Raw genomic sequence first — 21,162 nt, forward strand, 5'->3', positions numbered from 1 at the left:
CCCGTGCAAGGCATTGCCCTTCAGGACACCAGTAGCAGCGCCCCTTGCGGCGTTTCGATGCGTTGGAAATCGATTTGGTAGAGTGGGCCGAGTTGTTCAGCCGTCAGCACGTTGTCAGCCGTACCCTGTGCCACCATCGCTCCCTGATGCATCAGCCACACCCGCCCGGCATGACGCAGGCTATGGTTAAGGTCGTGGCCGCTGGCAACAACGCTAATTCCCGCCTGGCACAGCTGCGCCAGTAAGGTATCGACCGCACGCTGCTGCGCCACATCCAGTGCGCTCATGGGTTCATCCAGAATCAGCAACCTGCCACGCGAATTAATCGCCGGATGAATTTGCAGCGCCACTGCCGCCAGCCGCACCCGTTGCCACTCGCCACCGGAAAGTTGCGTCAGGTGGCGCATCAGCTTGTCCTGTAAACCCATCAGTTCAAGGATTAGCACCAACACCCGGTCCGTCTCCGGCGTCACCTGCAATAAATGCATACGCAGATAATGCCACACCGGCATCTGACCGGGCGGTGGTTGCTGCTGCGGCAACCAGGCACGCTGCTGGGCCAGCGCCGCGCCGTTCAACTGCTCTAATGGCTGGCCGGAGAGTCGTATCTCCCCGGCAGCGGGCAATAATCCCGCCAGCACGTTAAGCAGAGTACTCTTCCCTGCCCCATTCGGCCCCACCAGATGGACCAGCTCACCCGTCTGCAGATGAAGGTCAACGGGGGCCAGACGTCCTTTGACGCTGACACCCTGGCACTGCATCAGCATCGATTACGCCAGCGCATGCTTAATGCGGGTAATAATGGTCGCATCATCCGGGGTCATATCCGGGGCAAAACGCGCCACGACATCACCCTGTTTGTTAATCAGGAATTTTTCGAAATTCCACAGGATATCGCCAGGGGTTTTCGGCGCACGGCCTTTGCTTTCCATACGCTCATAAAATCCGCTGCCTTCCGGACGCAACGCTTCCGGTTGTGCGGCCACCAGTTGGCTATATAACGGATGACGTGCCGGACCATTGACGTCGGTTTTTTCGAACATCGGGAAAGTCACACCATAGGTGGTGCTGCAAAAGGTTTTGATCTCTTCGCTGCTACCCGGTTCCTGCTCCAGAAACTGGTTGCACGGGAAACCGAGCACACTGAAACCTTCTGCCTGCCAGGCTTTTTGCAACGCTTCCAGCTGCTCGTACTGCGGTGTCAGGCCACATTTCGACGCCACATTCACCACCAGCAGGACCTTACCCTGCCACTGCGCCAGTGTGGTTTTTTCACCATCAAGCGTCACCAGTTCTGTTTGATAAATGCTCATTGTCAATTCCTGTTGTGAATACAAAGGGAGCCAGCCGCAGCTAGCGCGAGGATTTTACTAATAACACGATAAAGAGCGGAGCACCGAGTGTGGCCGTGACCACACCAATCGGCAATTCAGCTGAAGTCAGTACCAGCCGGGCGATAATGTCCGCGCCCAGCAACACCACCGCACCGGCGAGCGCCGCGGCTGGCAGCAGATAGCGGTGATCGCTAAAGCCACTCAACCGCAACAGATGCGGGATCACCAGCCCGACAAAACCAATGGCACCGGCCATCGCCACGCTGACCCCTACCAGCCAGCCCATGGTCAGCACCAGCAGATTGCGCCACAGTAACAGCGGTAATCCCAGCTGACGTGCAGATGTTTCTCCCAACGCCAGCAGGTTGAGCACGCGCGCTGTCGCAATCAGCGCAAGGATGGCGGGGATTAACGCCAGCATCATCCAGCCATAGCGCCAGTCGATGCCGCTAAAACCGCCCATCATCCAGTACATTAGCTGGCGCAGGTCTAGGCTGGTGCTGAAATAAACCGCCCAGGTCATGACTGCGCTGCAAATAATGCCCAGTGCCACACCGGTCAGCAGCAGACGACTGACGGAAAGATGGCGATGGGCGAAATGTAACAGGATCAGGGTAATCACCAGCGCCCCGGCCATTGCTGCCAGCGCCAGACTCCATAATGAGCCATTACCGAGCATCACGCCAAGCACCAGGCCAATACCGGCACCATTGGACACCCCAAGCAGCCCCGGCTCAGCCAGCGGATTGTTGAACAGCGCCTGCATCACGACTCCGCATACTGCCAGCGCTGCGCCCACCAGTAGCACCGCCAGCGTACGGGGCAAGCGTAATTGCCAGACAAACAGCTTCGCATCGCTGGAGAACCAGCGCGTTGGTGCAATCCAGCTATCGCCTGCGCACAGGCTGATAACCATCAGGATGATAAGTAACGCGCAGAGCGCAATAAGCCAGCGTTGGCTGCGGCGATCTGCCCGGCGGCCCAGCTGATCCAGCAGAGTCATAAATAAGATTGGCTGAGAAAACAGAGATTTGATTGTAGTGAGATTACAGCAAAAAGAAAGGTCACGATTGCGGCGTCAGGGCGACGCCGCAGGATCAGGCATTAATTCCGTGGCGGAATCGGCTGACCATTGTGGTTGTCACGTTGGTCATGCTTCGGCTGTTGCTGAGGTTTGTTATCGTGCTGCGGCTTGTTATCGTGCTGCGGCGCACGTTGCTGCGGTGCTTTATTGCCCGGATGCTGTGCCTGCCAGCCGTTACCGTTCCAGTAACCGTGCGGGCCTTTGGTACCGACGCGGCGGTTGTGGTGTTGCTGCCACCATGACGGTGAACGCCAGTCATAACCATCCCAGAAGTAACCACGTTTATCCTGGTCACCGATATGAATCGATACGCCCGGGGTGTTGATATTTACGGAAACATTCGCATTGGCGAGCAGCGGCAACCCTAACAGGATGCTTAATAAAAGTGCTGTCTTTTTCATCAGCTTAACCTCTTGTTTTGTGTTGCCGCTGTTATAACAAAAGTGCGGAAGAGGTCACTATCAGTAAGTGCCGATTTTCATGCTATTTTCCGCGCACTGACGAAATCCTGACATTGTGGAAAAAGCATGGAGAACGTTGATTTTCTGACCAAAATAAAAAAGGCCGCTAAGCGCGGCCTTTTTGTTTTACTGAAATCAGTCAGCATCCTTGGGTGACGCGTTCTCGACGCGGCTTTTCAACTTCTGACCGGGACGGAAGGTCACCACACGGCGGGCCGTAATTGGAATATCTTCCCCGGTTTTCGGGTTTCTACCCGGACGCTGGTTTTTGTCACGCAGATCAAAATTACCAAATCCGGACAGTTTAACCTGTTCTCCGTTTTCCAACGCGCGGCGAACCTCTTCAAAAAATAGCTCGACCAACTCTTTGGCGTCGCGTTTGCTCAGCCCGAGCTTTTCAAACAGGTACTCTGACATTTCAGCTTTTGTAAGCGCCATAGGTTCAATCCCTCAAGGTTGCCTGGAATCGCTCTTTTAATGCCGCAACACATTTGGCAACGGTCGCGGCAATCTCCTCTTCTTCGAGTGTCCGGCTGGTATCCTGCAAAATCAGGCTAATCGCAAGGCTCTTTTCACCTTCGTTTACGCCCTTACCACGGTACACGTCAAACAAGTTTACGCCAACTACCTGATTTACGCCAACTTTCTTACACTCTGCGATGATATCTGCTGCGGGCACGTTTTCAGCCACTACCACAGCGATATCGCGACGGTTCGCCGGGAAGCGTGAAATCTCGCGCGCGTCAGGCAGGACGCGGTCTGCGACCTTATTCCAAAGCAGTTCAAACACTAAGGTGCGGCCGTTGAGATCCAGCTTACGTTCCAGTTCCGGATGAACCACCCCGATAAATCCGATTCGTTCGTCGCGTAAATAAATTGCGGCGCTTTGTCCCGGATGCAGGGCAGGATTCGCTTCTGCGCGGAAAGAAATCTCATCCAGTTTGCCAGTTAAATCCAGCAGCGACTCTAAATCGCCTTTTAAATCATAGAAGTCAACCGTCTGACGCGCCAGATCCCAATGCTCTTCATAGCGATTTCCGCTCAGCACGCCCGCCAGCATAAGATCCTGACGGATACCGAGATCGGCCTGAGTATCAGGAACAAAGCGCAAACCGCTCTCAAACAGGCGTACACGGCTCTGTTGACGGTTCTGGTTATACACCACCGCACCCAGCAAACCGGTCCACAGGGACAGGCGCATCGCCGACATATCGCTGGAAATCGGGCTCGGCAGAATCAGCGCTTCTTCGCCCGGATGCAGCAGTTGCTGCATTTTCGGATCGACGAAACTATAAGTAATCGCTTCCTGATAACCTTTATCTACCAGCAGGGTTTTCGCACGTTTCAGCGACAGGTCTGCTTCACGGTGCTGGGTCATCACCAGGCCCGCTTTCACCGGCACATCAGGAATATTGTTGTAGCCGTAGATACGCGCGACTTCTTCAACCAAATCTTCTTCGATCGCCATATCGAAACGCCAGCTCGGTGCAATTGCCTGCCATTCACCGGCGGCAACGGTCACTTCACAGCCCAGACGGGTTAGAATATCAGTCACCTGCTCATCAGCAATCACATGACCAATCAGGCGATCCAGCTTCTCACGACGCAACGTGATGGTGGCGCGTGGCGGCAATGCAGCCGCGTCAGTCTGATCGATAACCGGACCAGCTTCTCCGCCGCAAATCTCCAGCAGCAGTTGGGTAGCACGTTCAATGGCTTTGTATTGCAGTGCCGGGTCCACACCACGCTCGTAACGGTGCGAAGCATCGGTATGCAGACCCTGACGGCGTGCACGGCCAGTGATCGCCAGCGGATCAAAGTAGGCACATTCGAACAGAATGTTTTGCGTCTCTTCATTTACACCGGAATGCTCACCACCAAAGATGCCCCCCATTGCCAGCGCTTTGTGGTGATCAGCAATCACCAGCGTATCGCTGCTGAGTTTTGCTTCACTACCGTCCAGCAGCGTCAGGCTTTCGCCCTCTTTCGCCATGCGTACTACGATGCCACCCTCGATACGGTCAAGGTCGAAGGCATGCATCGGCTGGCCCAGCTCCAGCAGAACATAGTTGGTGATATCCACGATCGGATCGATAGAGCGGATACCACAGCGGCGCAGTTTTTCACGCATCCACAGTGGCGTAGCGGCCTTCACGTTGACACCTTTGACGACACGGCCAAGGTAACGCGGGCAGGCAGCTGTCGCATCAACGCGAATCGGGAAAGTATCAGTAATGGTGGCTTTCACCGGCTCAATAACCGGTGCATTCAACGGTAAACCATTCAGCACCGCCACATCACGGGCGATACCAATGATGCCAAGGCAGTCGGCGCGGTTCGGCGTTACGCTGATTTCGATGGTGTTGTCGTCGAGTTGCAGATAGGCACGGATATCGGTACCAATTGGCGCATCAGCAGGCAGTTCGATGATGCCGCTGTGGTCGTCGGAAATACCCAGCTCAGAGAAGGAACACAACATTCCTTCTGACGGCTCGCCACGCAGTTTGGCAGCTTTGATTTTGAAGTCACCCGGTAACACCGCGCCTACGGTGGCGACGGCGACTTTCAGGCCCTGACGGCAGTTCGGTGCACCACAGACGATATCCAGCAGGCGATCGCCGCCAACATTGATTTTGGTGACGCGCAGTTTATCGGCATTCGGATGCTGGCCACATTCAACCACTTCACCCACTACCACGCCATGAAAGGCACCGGCAACCACATCCACGCCGTCCACTTCCAGACCGGCCATGGTGATCTGTTCAGCCAGCGCAGCGCTGTCCAGGGCTGGATTTACCCATTCGCGTAACCAGAGTTCACTGAATTTCATTGGATAACCTGCCCTTATTTAAATTGTTTGAGGAAACGTAAATCATTTTCGAAGAAGGCGCGCAGATCGGTCACGCCATAGCGCAGCATGGTCAGACGCTCCATGCCCATACCGAAGGCAAAGCCAGAATAGACTTCCGGATCAATACCCACGTTGCGCAGCACATTCGGGTGCACCATGCCGCAACCCAGCACTTCCAGCCATTTGCCGTTTTTGCCCATCACATCCACTTCAGCGGAGGGTTCGGTGAACGGGAAGTAAGACGGACGGAAGCGAATCTGCAGGTTCTCTTCAAAGAAGTTATTCAGGAAATCGTGCAGCGTGCCTTTCAGATTGGTAAAACTGATGTCTTTATCCACGATCAGCCCTTCCATCTGATGGAACATCGGGGTGTGCGTCTGATCGTAATCGTTACGATAAACACGACCCGGCGCGATGATGCGAATTGGCGGCTGCTGGTTTTTCATGGTACGAATCTGTACGCCAGAGGTCTGCGTGCGCAGCAGGCGGGTTGCATCGAACCAGAAGGTGTCGTGATCGGCACGCGCCGGGTGGTGACCCGGAATATTCAGCGCGTCGAAGTTATGGTAGTCATCTTCAATTTCCGGCCCGGTGGCGACCGCGAAACCCAATTCACCGAAAAAGGTTTCGATACGATCGATGGTACGGGTTACCGGATGCAGCCCACCGTTCTCAGAACGACGACCCGGCAATGAGACATCAATCGTCTCTTCTGCCAGACGCGCATTCAGCGCCGCGCTTTCCAGCGTATCTTTGCGCGCGTTGAGGCGATCCTGCACCTGTTGCTTGGCTTCATTAATTACCGCACCGGCAGCAGGACGTTCCTCTGCTGGCAGCTCGCGCAGGGTGGTCATCTGCAGTGTCAGATGTCCTTTTTTACCCAGGAATTCGACGCGCACGGCGTCCAGAGCGGCGATATCCGACGCCTCGTCGATGGCGGCCGTGGCACGGGCCACCAGGTCTGCGAGTTGGGACATGATTTCCTCTTCTTCCAGTCAGGCTGGTCTGTTCTCGTTGGGATCCGTGGATCCAATGTAGTGTCGCCAGAAACAAAAAAGCCTCCACGTGGGAGGCTTTCAGCGCGATTTTTCGTTTCTTTTCTTATGCGCAAAAGCCCCCGAATGTCAGGCGCTAAAGTAAAAAAAGAAACGGAAAATAGCAGCGTGCATGCTTGCGTTACCTTGTCATGATTTCAACGGCACTATTGAAAAGCGCGGCGCGTAAAATGTCAATCTTTTGCGTGGCTTGCGGATAATAAAAAAGGGAGCAAGCTCCCTTTTTTACCTGACTTACGCCAGAGCTGATTTTGCTTTTTCAACCAGTGCAGTAAATGTCACTTTGTCGAATACAGCGATGTCAGCCAGGATTTTACGGTCGATTTCAATGGACGCTTTTTTCAGGCCATTGATGAAACGGCTGTAAGAGATGCCGTTCTGACGCGCCGCAGCGTTGATACGTGCGATCCACAGCTGACGGAACTGACGCTTACGTTGACGACGGTCACGGTAAGCATACTGACCAGCTTTGATAACAGCCTGGAAGGCAACGCGGTATACACGTGAACGTGCACCGTAGTAGCCTTTAGCTTGTTTTAAGATTTTTTTGTGACGTGCGCGAGCAATTACACCACGTTTTACGCGAGCCATGTGACTCTCCTGTTTCTATTCTGAATTAAAAAAAAGTTAACTTATGCGTACGGCAGGCAGGCAATAACCAGACCCAGATCGCCTTTAGACACCAGGCCTTTCGGACGCAGGTGACGTTTACGCTTAGTTGATTTTTTGGTCAGAATATGACGCAGGTTCGCGTGCTTACGCTTGAAGCCGCCAGAAGCGGTCTTCTTGAAGCGCTTAGCCGCGCCACGTACAGTTTTAATCTTTGGCATTTTTACAAATATCCACTTCGCATTGTTAATAAAATGAATCAGACAGGCGAATAAAAAACCGCACAACGCGAACGCTGCGCGGAATTTATTACTTGAAAGCCTACTGTTTCTTCTTAGGTGCGAGCACCATGATCATCTGGCGGCCTTCGATCTTCGATGGGAAGGATTCGACCACTGCCAGTTCAACCAGATCTTCTTTCACGCGGTTAAGCACTTCAATACCGATCTGTTGGTGCGCCATCTCACGACCACGGAAACGCAGCGTGATTTTGGCTTTATCGCCCTCTTCCAGAAAACGAATCAGGCTGCGGAGTTTTACCTGATAGTCGCCTTCGTCGGTACCCGGTCGGAATTTAATTTCCTTAACCTGGATAACTTTCTGCTTCTTCTTCTGTTCCTTAGAAGATTTGCTCTTTTCATAGAGGAACTTGCCGTAATCCATAATACGGCAAACCGGCGGTTCGGCGTTAGGGCTGATTTCAACTAAATCTACGCCAGCTTCTTCTGCTTTCTCGATAGCTTCGCGCAGAGACACAATGCCAAGTTGCTCGCCATCAACGCCTGTCAGGCGCACTTCAGTAGCGCGAATTTCGCCGTTGATACGATTAGGACGCGTCGGTTGTACTCGTTTTCCGCCTTTAATACCTTATTCCTCCAATTGGTGAAGATGTCGGCTGCGAATTTCTTGTTGCAGCTTCTCAACAAACACATCTACGTCCATGCTTCCGAGGTCTTTACCACGGCGGGTGCGCACAGCAACTTTGCCTGCTTCCACCTCTTTCTCACCGCAAACCAGCATATAAGGGACGCGACGTAATGTGTGCTCGCGGATTTTAAAGCCTATCTTCTCGTTTCTCAAGTCTGCTTTGACACGAATGCCCGCATTTTGCAATTTCTTTGTCAATTCGGTGACATATTCTGCCTGACTGTCGGTGATATTCATCACCACAGCCTGGACCGGAGCCAGCCAGCTTGGGAAGAAGCCAGCAAATTCTTCGGTCAGAATGCCGATGAAACGCTCCATCGAGCCAAGAATCGCACGGTGAATCATTACCGGCGTCTGACGATCATTGTTTTCACCAACATAAGTGGCATCCAGACGCTTCGGCAAAGAAAAGTCTAGCTGAACGGTACCACACTGCCAGGCGCGATCAAGGCAATCATGCAGGGTGAACTCAATTTTCGGGCCATAGAATGCACCTTCACCCGGTTGATATTCAAACGGAATCTGGTTTTCATTCAGTGCTTCCGCCAAATCCACTTCCGCACGGTCCCACATTTCGTCAGTACCGATACGTTTTTCCGGACGAGTGGAGAGTTTCACCACAATTTTTTCAAAGCCGAAGGTGCTGTACATGTCATACACCATACGGATACAGCTGTTCACCTCATCACGTACCTGATCTTCGGTACAGAAGATGTGAGCATCATCCTGGGTAAAACCACGTACGCGCATCAGACCATGCAGCGCGCCTGACGGCTCATTGCGATGGCAGCTACCGAACTCCGCCATCCGCAGCGGCAGATCGCGATAGGATTTCAAACCCTGATTGAAGATCTGCACATGCCCTGGGCAGTTCATCGGCTTGATGCAATATTCACGGTTCTCAGAAGAGGTGGTGAACATCGCTTCTTTATAGTTTTCCCAGTGCCCGGTTTTTTCCCACAGCACGCGGTCCATCATGAACGGACCTTTTACTTCCTGGTACTGGTACTCTTTCAGCTTACTGCGTACAAACACTTCCAGCTCACGGAAGATGGTCCAGCCGTCGTTGTGCCAGAACACCATGCCCGGTGCTTCTTCCTGCATATGGTAGAGATCGAGCTGCTTACCGATTTTACGGTGATCGCGCTTCGCCGCTTCTTCCAGACGTTGCAGATACGCAGCCAGCTGCTTTTTATCCGCCCAGGCAGTGCCGTAAATGCGTTGCAGCATTTTGTTGTTGCTGTCACCGCGCCAGTAAGCACCAGAAATTTTCTGCAGCTTAAAGTGATGACAGAAGCGCATATTCGGCACGTGCGGACCACGGCACATGTCGATGTATTCTTCATGATGGTACAGGCCAGGATGGTCATCATGGCTGATGTTTTCATCAAGAATGGTGGTTTTATAGTTCTCACCGCGTGCGGCAAAGACGTCACGCGCCTCCTGCCAGCTCACTTTTTTCTTGATGACGTCGTAATTCGTTTCAGCCAGCTGGTGCATACGCTTTTCCAGCTGATCCAGATCTTCCTGCGTCAGGGTGTGTTCCAGATCGACATCATAATAGAAGCCGTTATCAATCACCGGCCCGATCGCCATTTTGGTGTTCGGCCACAGCTGCTTGATAGCATGGCCCAGCAGGTGCGCACAGGAGTGACGGATAATTTCCAGACCTGCGTCATCTTTGGCGGTGATAATCGCCACCTGCGCATCGTCATGAATCAGATCGACTGCGTCCACCAACTCGCCATTCACACGACCGGCAATACAGGCTTTCGCCAGACCAGGGCCGATGTCCAGCGCGATATCCATCACGCTTACCGGACGATCAAAACTGCGCTGGCTGCCATCAGGAAGAGTAATTACTGGCATTTCATATCCTTAATTGCAGTGGTAAGCCACACGAAAGCCTACATGCAACATTGAGTTTAAATAAGGGTAACCCGGCGTAATGTCAGACCCACATTGTCGGAATGACGCCTGGGAGATAAAGCGCCGGTGATGATAACAGCTTTCACCGGCGAGCAAAACCCGCAGAAAATGCGCTAAGCCTGCGTCAGCTAAAAAAAAACCGCTGCGTGGCGCAGGCCAGGCAGCGGTGTTCACCTTTAGCTGGTTACATCGCGTAAGTCAGCTGGATGGTGGTTTTGGTATCGGTACGATCCGGCGCAGATTCCGGCGGATTGTTATTCCAGGTCACGTTGTAGGCCAGTTTCAATGCAAAGTGCTCGTTGATCGCCACCTGCAGACCGGTTTCGGAGTTCAGGGTGGTATCTTCGCCAAAGCTGGTCAGAACAGACACGCCCTGAATAAATTTGGTGGTGTCAGTCAGCTGCCACTGGTAGCTCAGCGCGCCATAACCCAACGCCTTGGTTTCATGTCCACCGTCGTGGAAATCGTCATAACGCACACCCGGACCGAATTCAGCACGCAGTGAGTGAATCGGGCCGCTCATCAGCTGACGACCATAACCGGCAGTCAGTACATCACGTGCGTCGTAGCCGTTGAAACGATCGCTTAACCAGCTGGCCTGACCGAACAGATAGTCAGCGCTGTTGAGGTTATAACGGGAACGGCCACCGATATTGTAAGTCTCAGAAGAACGCACATCGTTGGATGAGTTGTTCGCCGCGTTACCCCACAGACTGAATGCGGTACTGGTTTGGTACCATGTCATAGAGGTTGCTGCGCTCAGTGAGGAGCTGGTGGTGTTACCGGTCTGCGCCATGTAACCCGCTGACGCGCTGCCTTCAAACGGCTTTTTCGCCGTTGATGGGTCATCCATGGAAGTGAATACGGTGTTATCTGCAAATGCCTGGTGACAAAATGCTCCAACAGAGAGCAAGAGAACAGCGGACAGCTTATTAAAGGCTTTCATTTAAGTGTGACCCGTACGACGGTTTAAAAAGTGATGAGTCTGAAGAGTTTTCCCGGACGATCAACGCAATTTACTGTAAGTTTTGTAAAAAAGTATGAAGTCACCGGAAAAGCCAGGTTTTGCGCTGAGGCCGCGCCGCTAATGGGATTATTCTCATTAACGGCGCGCATTATAGAGGGCAATTAGCGAAATAGCAGCCGAATTGCTACAAGAATTTTCTGAACCCCGGACAGAGAAAATCCGGCCATATACTTGCGCTAATTGATGCAAATTCGCTCAATTCATCACGCTGGTCTACGCTGAAATCTGTTCCAGAACAATGAGGTGAAAGATGAGCGACCTGAAGCGTTACATTGTGACCATCCTTTATCAGGAAAAAGGTCTGAGCGATGTGCAATCGCTGAACAGTGTCATGGTCAATGGCGGCTACAACACCACCTTGAATGATGCCGATGGACATCCGCACGAGCTGGGCACCAACAGTTTTGGTTTGGTCAGTGCGCTGGAAGAACAAGAGCTGGCTGAGCAGGCCGCCGGATTAGCCTCCGTTGCGCTGGGCGAGAAACCGGAGGTTGAAATCACCACCCTGGAAGCATTTTTGAAAGAACAATCCTGATTGGTGTGAAAAGCGCGCGTCCATACTGGTTTTGTTCAGGTTTTGAGCGTTACAATTGAACTCAGGCAGCGAATAAAGAGGATTACCCCATGTGGTCAGCCATTAGTCGACTGTTAAGCGAGTATGCCGGCGATGCCGAAATCACCGAGCGCCATGAACTCCCCGGGGGTGATGTCCATCCTGCCTGGCGCATTCGTTATGGCAACCTCGACGTGTTCGTCAAATGCAATACCCGCGATATGCTCACCCTGTTCAGTTGGGAAGCCGACCAGCTGGCACTGCTGTCGCGAACCCAGACGGTACGCGTACCTCAGGTATACGGCGTAGGTAACGATCGTGATACCAGTTTTCTGCTGCTGGAGTATCTGCCGCCCGACCCGCTTAATGAACACACCGCCTTTCAGCTTGGCCAGCAGCTGGCGCATCTGCATCAGTGGAGCGAACAGCCACAGTTTGGCCTTGATTTCGACAACAACATCACCACCACGCCACAACCCAATAGCTGGCTGCGCCGCTGGTCGGTGTTTTTTGCCGAACAACGTATCGGCTGGCAGTTGCAGCTGGCGGCGGAGAAAGGCGTCAGCTATGGCGATATGGATCGGATCGTTGACTGCGTGCAACGCGCCCTGGCGAACCATCATCCGCAACCTTCGCTATTGCATGGCGACTTGTGGCCGGCGAATTGCGCCGGTAGTCCCGGCGGACCCTGGATTTTTGACCCTGCCTGCTACTGGGGCGATCGCGAGTGTGACCTGGCAATGCTAAGCTATTACGCCGATTTGCCGCGGCAGATTTACGAAGGCTATCACGCCGTATGGCCGCTGGCGGAAGGTTTCTCACAGCGTCAGCCGGTGTATCAGCTTTACTATCTGCTGAACCGCGCTAACGTGTTCGGTGGCAACTGGTCGGACGAAGCGCAATTCGCCATCGACCAGTTGCTGGATGAAGATGCGGTGGTACAACGTCAGGCCAGACCGGCCTGACGGTTTACAGCAAACCGAGCAATTTCAGTACGAAGTAACCGGCAATCGCAATCACAATCGGCAGGATGTACAACGGAAAGACCTGCAACAGAATGGTATGACGCGGCACGTGGATTTTCTCCTCCAGCTGTGCACGGTTACGTCCCTCGCTGCCTTTCGCCTGCTCCAGAATCAGCTGGTCTTCAATGCCTTCCTTTATATGGCGTGACTGACGCCACATGCGTGCGCCCGAGGCCTGCATCGCAATACCAACGAAAATCAGAAAGTAGATAATCCAGAAACCAATATTTGTTTCCCCTTTAAACTCCGGCACCGGGGAGTTTTGCCAGAAAAAACTCAGAAACGGCGTATTAAACTTCACCATATCAATCATGACATGCACAAAATCGAGCATCACCGCGTCGATGCCGGGTTGCTTTTCGCTGTGCTTAAACATGAAACCTAAGACGGAGATGATGGTGGACAAAAGCGCCGGAATAAAAATCACCCAGCCAGCCACTCGCTTAAGGATGGCGATGCGGCCAGCCTGTTGGTAAGTCATGGTGTCTCCCTGAACAGAATAAGATTTGCCCTAAGTCTACCTGTACTGCGGCTTTTTTTCCTGAAAAATGCGCGGCATGATGGCGGGTCGGTTTTCATGCTGAGTCATGTTAAGGTTAGCCAAATTTCAAACGGAGCCGCTGTATGTCATATCGTCGCCCTGTTCTGGCCGCCATTTTTGATATGGACGGATTGCTGATCGACTCAGAACCGCTGTGGGATCGCGCCGAACTGGATGTTTTTGCCACCCTGGGGGTGGATCTCACCCGCCGCCACGAATTGCCGGACACCTTAGGTTTGCGCATCGATCAGACTGTTCGCATGTGGTACGAAGCGCTGCCGTGGAACGGACCGGACCAGCAGGAAGTCACCGACCGTATCATTGCGCGCGCACTGACGCTGGTGGAAGAGACCCGCCCGCTGCTGCCTGGTGTTGAGCAGGCTCTGCTGTTATGCCGCCAGCAGGGATTGAAAATTGGTCTCGCCTCCGCCTCACCGATGCATATGCTGGAGCGAGTGCTGGAGATGTTTAACCTGCGTCACTATTTTGACGTGCTGGCTTCAGCGGAGCTGCTCCCCTACAGCAAGCCGCATCCGCAGGTTTATCTTGATGCGGCGGCAAAACTGGGTATCGACCCGCTGAACTGCGTGGCGCTGGAAGATTCCTTTAACGGCATGGTTGCCAGCAAAGCGGCGCGAATGCGTTCAATCGTCGTCCCGGCAGCCGAACATCGCGCTGATGCGCGCTGGGCGCTGGCGAATGTTCGGCTGGACGATCTCACCCAGCTTACCGCTCCCCATCTGCATGGCTGACAACCCGATAGCCCGCTCTGACAGCGGGCTTTTTTTTGCCGATTTGATCGCCAACACAAATAAATAAAACAACGTTTCATTTTTATTGAATTCATATCCCATCCTGCCTAAGATGCCAACAGACCCGCATCGGGACCTATTCCTTCTTTAATCAAGAGGCCTGAGATGGACGTACGTCAAAGCATTCACAGCGAGCATGCTAAAACCCTCGATACCGCCGCCCTGCGCCGCGAATTTCTCATTGAAAACATATTCACCCCGGATGATTACACCCTCACCTACAGCCACATTGACCGCATCATTATTGGTGGCGTGATGCCGCTTCAGCAGGCAGTCACCATTGGCAGTGAGGTGGGTAAGCAGCTCGGTGTGAGCTATTTTCTTGAGCGCCGTGAGTTGGGGGTGATCAATATCGGTGGCCCCGGCATGATTGAGGTGGAGGGTAAAACCTGGGAAATCGGTCATCAGGAAGCGCTGTATGTCGGCCAGGGGGCAAAGCAGGTTATTTTCCGCAGCAGCGATGCCAGCCATCCGGCGAAGTTTTATTACAACAGCGCCCCGGCACACACCCACTATCCCGATAAAAAAATCACCCTCGACGACGCCGTAAAAGCCACGCTGGGTGATGCTGCCACCTCTAACCGTCGCACCATTAATAAATTTATCGTGCCGGATGTGTTGCCAACCTGTCAGCTCACCATGGGACTGACCCGTCTTGACGAGGGCAACCTGTGGAACACCATGCCCTGCCACACCCATGAACGCCGAATGGAAGTCTACTTTTATTTCGATATGGCCGCCGACAGCGCGGTATTCCATATGATGGGCCAGCCGCAGGAAACCCGTCATCTGCTGGTACATAACGAGCAGGCGGTGATTTCACCCAGTTGGTCGATTCATGCCGGTGTCGGTACCCAGCGTTATACCTTTATCTGGGGCATGGTCGGTGAAAATCAGGTGTTTGATGACATGGACCACGTCAGCGTCAGCGCGCTGCGTTAAAGCACAGGGGAAATACCATGATTCTGAATGCTTTTTGTCTTGAAGGAAAAGTGGCGCTGGTCACCGGTTGTAATACCGGGCTGGGCCAGGGGATGGCGCTCGGACTGGCGCAGGCTGGCTGCGATATTATCGGGGTAAACCGTGCCGGGCCTGATGATACGGCAGAAAAAGTCATCACGCTGGGTCGCCGTTTCTGGTCAATTCAAGCCGATCTCACTCAGCCGTCCACCGTGCCGCACATTGTGGAACAGGCGGTGGCACAGGCAGGTCACATTGATATTCTGGTCAACAACGCTGGCATTATCCGCCGTGAAGATGCCCTGAATTTCAGTGAAAAAGACTGGGATGATGTCATGAACATTAACAGCAAGAGCCTGTTTTTTCTCTCACAGCAGGTCGCCCGACAATTCATTGCTCAGGGGCGTGGCGGTAAGATCATTAACATTGCCTCGATGCTGTCGTTTCAGGGGGGCATTCGCGTTCCTTCCTACACGGCGTCCAAAAGCGCGGTAATGGGGCTGACGCGGCTGATGGCCAACGAATGGGCGAAGCATGGCATCAATGTCAACGCCATTGCCCCCGGCTATATGGCGACGAATAACACGCAACAGATTCGCGATGATGAATCGCGCAGTGAAGAGATCCTCGCCCGTATTCCGGCCGGACGCTGGGGGTTGCCGGACGATATGATGGGGCCAGTGGTGTTCCTCGCCTCCAGCGCTTCTGACTACGTCCACGGCTACACCGTGGCAGTGGACGGTGGCTGGCTGGCACGCTAAGCCTCTCATTTCCCGCGTCATTCTGGCGCGGGTATCGTCTTAAATTCACGCCTGGTTACAGCGTCACATATTCTCATTCACTGGATAAATCCCTATACTGGATGCATCGACAGTTTGCAGCCAGGTTTTATCATGACGGCCGAAGGCCACATCATTTTCGCCATTGCCAGCGCTATTTTTGCCAAACGCGCCGAGCTGACACCCGTGATGGCCAGTGCCGACTGGTGGCATCTGGTGCCTGCTACGCTGCTGACCTGCCTGCTGCCGGATATCGATCACCCTAAATCGGTGCTGGGACAACGGCTGCGATGGCTTTCTCAGCCGATTGCACGTGCCTTTGGTCATCGTGGCTTTACCCACAGTTTACTGGCGGTGGCGGTGAGTCTCTGGCTATTCCAGATTAATGTTCCCGCCAGCTGGCCGATTCCTGCCGATGTATTGCAAGGCATGACCCTCGGCTATCTCAGCCATATTGTCGCCGATATGCTCACCCCGGCGGGTGTTCCCCTGCTGTGGCCCTGCCGCTGGCGCTTTCGCCTGCCAGTGCTCAATAGCCAGAAAGGCAACCAACTGGAGCGCGCCCTGTGCCTGGCATTGGTGGGTTATGCCCTGTGGTTTCCACCCGGCCTGCCATCTTTTGGTGCAAACGGCTGGCCGGAACAGTTGTTCAGCACGCTACAAAATGGCGTTGGCCGATTAATTAATAGCCAGAACGAACGATAATCAGACAAAAATCAGCATATTGTTATAATCAATTCCATTTGGATATAAGCCTGCTGTTTTATGAACTGATAACATGCCGCCATTCCTGCGAAGGAATCACCCTGTATTCCGCGCCCGCACATGCAGAGGCGCGGCAAATCTCTGGAGTAGAGCATGGATTTTCCCCTGATTATTAATCTCGTGGTGTTCGCCGCGCTGCTGGTGCTGCTGGCTCGCATCGGTAATGATCGCTGGAGCCTGTCAAAACGCGTCCTGACAGGCCTGGTCTTCGGCGTGCTGTTTGGCCTGGCGCTGCAAACCCTTTATGGTGAGAACAGCCCGGTGATTAAAGCCTCGATCAGCTGGTTCAATATTGTGGGCAATGGCTATGTGCAGCTGCTGCAAATGATTGTGATGCCGCTGGTTTTCGCCTCGATCCTCAGCGCGGTAGCGCGTCTGCATAATGCCTCTTCGCTGGGTAAAATCAGCGTCCTGACCATTGGCGTGCTGTTGTTTACCACCGCTATCTCAGCGCTGGTCGGCGTGATGGTAACCGGCCTGTTTGGCCTGAGTGCCGAGGGCCTGGTGCAAGGGGCGCAGGAAACCGCGCGTCTGAACGCAATTCAAAGCAACTACATTGGCAAAGTGGCCGATCTCACCGTGCCGCAGCTGCTGCTCTCCTTTATCCCGAAAAATCCGTTTGCGGACCTGACCGGTGCCAGCCCGACTTCGATCATCAGCGTGGTGATTTTTGCGGCCTTCCTCGGTGTTGCCGCCTTGCAGTTGCTGAAAGATGACAAGACCAAAGGCGAGCGCGTACTGGTTGCCATCGATACCCTGCAATCCTGGGTGATGAAGCTGGTGCGTTTGATCATGAAGCTGACGCCTTACGGTGTGCTGGCGCTGATGACCAAAGTGGTGGCGGGTTCTAATTTGCAGGACATCATCAAGCTCGGTGGCTTTGTGGTGGCTTCGTATCTTGGTCTCGCCATTATGTTTGGCGTGCACGCGCTGTTGCTGTCCGTCAATGGTATCAACCCGCTGCGTTTCTTCCGTAAAGTCTGGCCGGTGATTACCTTTGCCTTCACCAGCCGCTCCAGTGCAGCCAGCATTCCGCTGAATGTGGAAACCCAGACCCGCCGCCTTGGTGTGCCGGAATCTATCGCCAGTTTCTCCGCCTCGTTCGGTGCCACTATCGGCCAGAACGGTTGTGCCGGTTTGTATCCGACCATGCTGGCGGTGATGGTTGCGCCGACGGTAGGCATCAACCCGTTTGATCCGCTGTGGATTGCCACCCTGGTAGGCATTGTGACGCTGAGCTCGGCGGGCGTTGCCGGTGTCGGCGGTGGTGCCACCTTTGCCGCGTTGATTGTGCTGCCTGCGATGGGTCTGCCCGTGACGCTGGTTGCGCTGCTGATCTCCATTGAACCGCTGATCGACATGGGCCGTACCGCGCTCAACGTCAACGGTGCGATGACCGCCGGTTCTCTCACCAGTCGCTGGCTCGGTCTGACCGATAAGAAAGTGCTGGAAAGCGACGAACACGCCGAACTGGCGCATCGTTAAGCCATCGATACCAGATGCGACTCAGTGCGCATCTGGTCAATCCCCCTCAGGTTTTCCTCCCTAATCTCTACCAATCATGGCGCTACCGTCAGGAAAGTGTTAAACATGGTAAATAGAGGAAAAATCAGCCACTTTTAGCTTGAGTTTTACCGGTGAAAAGCCAATCCTGCTACCAGTCATAGCAGGAGAACTACCCATGAAAAAAGTTATCGCCTCGGTGCTGGCGTTAACGTTATTAACGCCAGCCATCGCCCTCGCCCATCCTGGTCCCTGGGGACCCGGTCCAGGACCACACTGGGGAGGACCCGGCCCGCTGCATTTCTTACCCGATGCCGCGACAGCAGTGTTGATTGGCGGCCTGACCTACTATCTGCTCAATGGCAGCTATTATCAGCGTCAGGGAGAAAACTATGTGGTGGTACAGCCACCGCAGCCAGTGCCGGTAGAAGGGATGCGCGTACTCGATTTCAACGGCAGACGTTATTACGTGCAGGAAGGTCATTACTACCAGCGCGATATCAACGGCAGCTACACTGAAGTCCCCCGCCCTTATGGTTTGTAAGCCCCAATGAAAAACGGCCCGTCAATGACGGGCCGTTTGTTGTTTTGCTGCGCTTACTGTGCGGCCTGCGGATCGGTATCGTAATCTTTACAGCTCTGGAAACCGTAGTTCATTACACGACCGGTGTCGCTATAGCTGACAAAATAGGTCTGCGGCTTACCATCGCGCTCACCCAGAACATAAGTCTGGCAAGTCCCACGCGCATGCACCATGGTGATTTCCGTTGACGGCGGCCCGGCAATCTGACGCACCTGGTCACGGGTCATGCCTTTTTTCACATCCTTCACCACAGGCTTCGTCACGAAGCTTTCAGCGCGATCGTAAGCCGTACACCCAGAGAGAGCGGCCAGCGTCATCGCGGCAACGATACATCCCAGCACTTTATTCATCTTGTTGTTCCTCATCGCTTTGTCCATGTAGCTATAAGCCTGGAACATAAATCCAGATTAATCAACTTTATGGCTGTGGATTCGGTCAGTTCCGAAGCGTCAGGATTGCGTAAAAGTACCTGTGATCATCGATACGCCACCGTATAATCGCCCAATGAGAATAAGCACTCTCAAAACTATTTTCAGGACGGTTATGACCAAACAACGCGAAAACAAAGACCAGCGCCACCGCCAGCGCCAGGATGAAATCATTCGCGCCGCACGCGAGTGTTTCCGCCGGGAAGGCTTCCATGCCGCCAGTATGGCGCGCTTAGCCTGCGCAGCGAATCTTAGCGTCGGGCAGATCTACCGTTATTTCCCCAGCAAACACGCCATCATTGAAGAGATGGTAAAACGCATCGTTGATGGGCGCGTGGCGGCCATGCGCGATCGGGTCGACAGCGATCAGCTCGCCGCCCTGCTCGCCGGACGTGAAAACCTGAATAGCGAAGATGACTTGCTGATGCTGGATGTCGCTGCCGAAGCAGGTCGTAATCCGCGCGTCGCCGCCATGCTGGAAGCCGCCGATGCCCGTATGTTTAACCATGCCCGACAGAAGGTTCGTTCCAGCCATCCGGAACTCAGCGATGACCAGGTTGATGGCTGCGTTGAAGTATTGGCGGTGCTGTTTGATGGCACCGCTCTGCGCCGACTAACGCCACAGAAAGCGTCAGCGGTAACCCTGCAACACCTTTATCAGAACCTGATTTCACACTTAATAAAAACAGAGGATAAATGACACCTGCACATTCGAATCGCCTGGTTTACGCCATCATCCTTGGCCTGCTTGCAGCACTTGGGCCACTGTGTATTGATCTCTATCTCCCCGCGCTGCCTGAGCTGGCGCAGGATCTGCATACCCAAACGGCCACCGCGCAGTTAAGCCTGACAGCGGGCCTGCTCGGCCTCGGAGCGGGTCAGCTGTTGTTTGGCCCGATGAGTGACAAATTTGGCCGCCTGCGCCCGTTACTGCTCTCGCTGGTGCTGCTGTTTATTGCCTCAATTGGTTGTGCACTGGCCAAAGATATTAACCAGCTGCTGGTGGCACGCCTGTTTGAGGGCTTAGCCGGTGCCGGTGGTGCAGTGCTGTCACGTGCCGTGGCGCGTGATATGTACAGCGGTCACGAACTGACGCGCTTTTTTGCGCTGCTGATGCTGGTCAACGGCCTGGCACCGATTGCCGCTCCGGTACTGGGCGGCGTACTCCTGACGCTGCTTAACTGGCGCGGTATTTTTGTCGTGCTGGCCGCAATCGCGATTGTGCTGATCCTGCTGGCACGCTGGAAATTGCATGAAACGCTGCCAGCGGAACGACGCAGTAAAGGATCGGTGTTCTCCGCCTGGGCGGCACTCGGCCAGGTCATCACCCATCGTCCCTTTATGGGTTTCTGTTTGACCCAGGGCTTTATGATGGCGGGCATGTTCGCCTATATCGGCGCCTCCCCCTTTGTATTGCAGCAGATTTATGGTTTGTCACCGCAGGCATTCAGCCTTTGCTTCGCTGCCAATGGCGTCGGTTTGATTATTGCTTCGCAGACCAGCGCACGCCTGTGCCCATTGTGGGGCGAGTATCGGGTGTTGCAGGGCGGACTGGTGCTGGCCTTCGTCGCCTCACTCGGCCTGTTGCTGGCAGGCATCAGCGGCGCACCGCTGCCGCTGCTGTTGGTGGCCTTGTTCTTCACCATCGCCAGTAACGGCGTCATCGCCACCACCGCCTCATCACTGGCGATGCAAAGCCAGGGACATCGCGCGGGCAGTGCTTCAGCGGTTATCGGCGTGACGATGTTCACCCTCGGTGCCATCAGCGTGCCGGTCACCGGCCTCGGCGGCACCTCGGTTATCAGCATGACGGGTACGATTTTCGGCTGTTTTATGCTGGCGATTGTGATGTTTTTCCTGCTGGCAATGAAGCCGAAAAGCGCCTGATTTACCAGCAAATAACTGAGACAACAAGCCATACGGCTTGTTGTTTTGG

Annotated in this window: 25 protein-coding genes and 1 other annotated feature; of the genes, 10 read left to right on the forward strand and 15 right to left on the reverse strand. The window is 54.1% G+C overall.

Annotated features, from left to right (window positions below; all coding sequences use genetic code 11):
- Window positions 1–20: 20 nt before the first annotated feature.
- The 13 genes from btuD to RCF31_RS04580 form a co-directional block, all read right to left on the reverse strand.
- A complete protein-coding gene (gene btuD / locus RCF31_RS04520; protein ID WP_416412632.1) occupies window positions 21–767 on the reverse strand; it encodes a vitamin B12 ABC transporter ATP-binding protein BtuD in 747 nt (248 codons plus the stop codon).
- 3 nt (window positions 768–770) lie between these two features.
- Window positions 771–1,313, reverse strand: coding sequence for a glutathione peroxidase (locus tag RCF31_RS04525; RefSeq protein WP_299452478.1), 543 nt, complete (start codon window positions 1,311–1,313; stop codon window positions 771–773).
- A 40-nt stretch (window positions 1,314–1,353) separates the two neighbouring features.
- Window positions 1,354–2,337: a vitamin B12 ABC transporter permease BtuC gene (btuC, locus tag RCF31_RS04530; RefSeq protein WP_299452475.1), complete on the reverse strand. Its 984-nt coding sequence runs from the start codon at window positions 2,335–2,337 to the stop codon at window positions 1,354–1,356.
- Window positions 2,338–2,438: 101 nt separating this feature from the next.
- Complete coding sequence (locus RCF31_RS04535; protein WP_299452473.1) at window positions 2,439–2,819, reverse strand: DUF2502 domain-containing protein; 381 nt, start codon at window positions 2,817–2,819, stop codon at window positions 2,439–2,441.
- Between the two features lie 195 nt (window positions 2,820–3,014).
- Window positions 3,015–3,317: an integration host factor subunit alpha gene (ihfA, locus tag RCF31_RS04540; protein WP_021506246.1), complete on the reverse strand. Its 303-nt coding sequence runs from the start codon at window positions 3,315–3,317 to the stop codon at window positions 3,015–3,017.
- Window positions 3,318–3,321: 4 nt separating this feature from the next.
- Window positions 3,322–5,709: a phenylalanine--tRNA ligase subunit beta gene (pheT, locus tag RCF31_RS04545; RefSeq protein WP_416412633.1), complete on the reverse strand. Its 2,388-nt coding sequence runs from the start codon at window positions 5,707–5,709 to the stop codon at window positions 3,322–3,324.
- Between the two features lie 14 nt (window positions 5,710–5,723).
- The gene (gene pheS, locus RCF31_RS04550) at window positions 5,724–6,707 is read right to left on the reverse strand and encodes a phenylalanine--tRNA ligase subunit alpha (RefSeq protein ID WP_084874040.1); all 984 of its coding nucleotides are present in this window, start codon (window positions 6,705–6,707) and stop codon (window positions 5,724–5,726) included.
- Between the two features lie 71 nt (window positions 6,708–6,778).
- Window positions 6,779–6,904: a sequence feature (Phe leader region), on the reverse strand.
- Window positions 6,855–6,899 (reverse strand): pheST operon leader peptide PheM, encoded by a 45-nt coding sequence (pheM, locus tag RCF31_RS04555; RefSeq protein WP_121626058.1) that lies wholly within the window; start codon window positions 6,897–6,899, stop codon window positions 6,855–6,857. (Overlaps the previous feature by 45 nt.)
- Window positions 6,905–7,019: 115 nt before the next feature.
- Window positions 7,020–7,376: a 50S ribosomal protein L20 gene (rplT, locus tag RCF31_RS04560; RefSeq protein ID WP_007892678.1), complete on the reverse strand. Its 357-nt coding sequence runs from the start codon at window positions 7,374–7,376 to the stop codon at window positions 7,020–7,022.
- Between the two features lie 41 nt (window positions 7,377–7,417).
- Window positions 7,418–7,615 (reverse strand): 50S ribosomal protein L35, encoded by a 198-nt coding sequence (gene rpmI / locus RCF31_RS04565; protein ID WP_010275699.1) that lies wholly within the window; start codon window positions 7,613–7,615, stop codon window positions 7,418–7,420.
- Window positions 7,616–7,715: 100 nt separating this feature from the next.
- Window positions 7,716–8,258 (reverse strand): translation initiation factor IF-3, encoded by a 543-nt coding sequence (infC, locus tag RCF31_RS04570; protein ID WP_084874039.1) that lies wholly within the window; start codon window positions 8,256–8,258, stop codon window positions 7,716–7,718.
- A gap of 3 nt (window positions 8,259–8,261) precedes the next feature.
- Window positions 8,262–10,190 carry a threonine--tRNA ligase gene (gene thrS, locus RCF31_RS04575; protein ID WP_299452401.1) on the reverse strand — a complete coding sequence of 643 codons (1,929 nt, stop codon included), beginning with the start codon at window positions 10,188–10,190 and terminating at the stop codon, window positions 8,262–8,264.
- Between the two features lie 244 nt (window positions 10,191–10,434).
- On the reverse strand, window positions 10,435–11,196 hold the full coding sequence (locus RCF31_RS04580) for a DUF481 domain-containing protein (protein WP_084874037.1): 762 nt from the start codon (window positions 11,194–11,196) through the stop codon (window positions 10,435–10,437).
- A 331-nt stretch (window positions 11,197–11,527) separates the two neighbouring features.
- Between RCF31_RS04580 and ghoS the strand changes: the two genes are divergently transcribed.
- A complete protein-coding gene (gene ghoS, locus RCF31_RS04585; protein ID WP_416412636.1) occupies window positions 11,528–11,812 on the forward strand; it encodes a type V toxin-antitoxin system endoribonuclease antitoxin GhoS in 285 nt (94 codons plus the stop codon).
- An 89-nt stretch (window positions 11,813–11,901) separates the two neighbouring features.
- The gene (locus RCF31_RS04590; RefSeq protein WP_416412637.1) at window positions 11,902–12,795 is read left to right on the forward strand and encodes a fructosamine kinase family protein; all 894 of its coding nucleotides are present in this window, start codon (window positions 11,902–11,904) and stop codon (window positions 12,793–12,795) included.
- Between the two features lie 4 nt (window positions 12,796–12,799).
- Here RCF31_RS04590 and RCF31_RS04595 read toward each other — a convergent pair whose 3' ends face one another.
- Complete coding sequence (locus RCF31_RS04595; RefSeq protein WP_299452391.1) at window positions 12,800–13,336, reverse strand: YniB family protein; 537 nt, start codon at window positions 13,334–13,336, stop codon at window positions 12,800–12,802.
- A 143-nt stretch (window positions 13,337–13,479) separates the two neighbouring features.
- Between RCF31_RS04595 and hxpB the strand changes: the two genes are divergently transcribed.
- From hxpB to RCF31_RS04625, 6 genes are all read left to right on the forward strand, one after another.
- Window positions 13,480–14,148 (forward strand): hexitol phosphatase HxpB, encoded by a 669-nt coding sequence (gene hxpB / locus RCF31_RS04600; protein WP_416412638.1) that lies wholly within the window; start codon window positions 13,480–13,482, stop codon window positions 14,146–14,148.
- A 165-nt stretch (window positions 14,149–14,313) separates the two neighbouring features.
- Window positions 14,314–15,150 carry a 5-dehydro-4-deoxy-D-glucuronate isomerase gene (gene kduI, locus RCF31_RS04605; RefSeq protein WP_416412639.1) on the forward strand — a complete coding sequence of 279 codons (837 nt, stop codon included), beginning with the start codon at window positions 14,314–14,316 and terminating at the stop codon, window positions 15,148–15,150.
- Between the two features lie 17 nt (window positions 15,151–15,167).
- A complete protein-coding gene (kduD, locus tag RCF31_RS04610; RefSeq protein WP_416412640.1) occupies window positions 15,168–15,929 on the forward strand; it encodes a 2-dehydro-3-deoxy-D-gluconate 5-dehydrogenase KduD in 762 nt (253 codons plus the stop codon).
- A gap of 132 nt (window positions 15,930–16,061) precedes the next feature.
- Window positions 16,062–16,652, forward strand: a complete 591-nt coding sequence (locus RCF31_RS04615; RefSeq protein WP_416412642.1) for a metal-dependent hydrolase — start codon at window positions 16,062–16,064, stop codon at window positions 16,650–16,652.
- Window positions 16,653–16,805: 153 nt separating this feature from the next.
- Window positions 16,806–18,197, forward strand: a complete 1,392-nt coding sequence (locus RCF31_RS04620) for an L-cystine transporter (RefSeq protein WP_416412643.1) — start codon at window positions 16,806–16,808, stop codon at window positions 18,195–18,197.
- Window positions 18,198–18,393: 196 nt separating this feature from the next.
- A complete protein-coding gene (locus tag RCF31_RS04625; protein ID WP_299452378.1) occupies window positions 18,394–18,759 on the forward strand; it encodes a DUF6515 family protein in 366 nt (121 codons plus the stop codon).
- 53 nt (window positions 18,760–18,812) lie between these two features.
- Here the strand turns inward: RCF31_RS04625 and osmE are convergent, their stop codons facing one another.
- Window positions 18,813–19,148 carry an osmotically-inducible lipoprotein OsmE gene (gene osmE, locus RCF31_RS04630; protein ID WP_299452376.1) on the reverse strand — a complete coding sequence of 112 codons (336 nt, stop codon included), beginning with the start codon at window positions 19,146–19,148 and terminating at the stop codon, window positions 18,813–18,815.
- Between the two features lie 193 nt (window positions 19,149–19,341).
- Between osmE and RCF31_RS04635 the strand changes: the two genes are divergently transcribed.
- Both RCF31_RS04635 and RCF31_RS04640 read left to right on the forward strand, forming a co-directional pair.
- Window positions 19,342–19,926: a TetR/AcrR family transcriptional regulator gene (locus RCF31_RS04635; protein WP_416412644.1), complete on the forward strand. Its 585-nt coding sequence runs from the start codon at window positions 19,342–19,344 to the stop codon at window positions 19,924–19,926.
- The gene (locus RCF31_RS04640) at window positions 19,923–21,113 is read left to right on the forward strand and encodes a multidrug effflux MFS transporter (protein ID WP_299452372.1); all 1,191 of its coding nucleotides are present in this window, start codon (window positions 19,923–19,925) and stop codon (window positions 21,111–21,113) included. Before RCF31_RS04635 ends, RCF31_RS04640 begins: the two co-directional genes overlap by 4 nt.
- The last annotated feature ends 49 nt before the right edge of the window (window positions 21,114–21,162 follow it).

The sequence above is a fragment of the Pantoea sp. App145 genome (assembly GCF_047947045.1).
Lineage (GTDB): Bacteria > Pseudomonadota > Gammaproteobacteria > Enterobacterales > Enterobacteriaceae > Pantoea.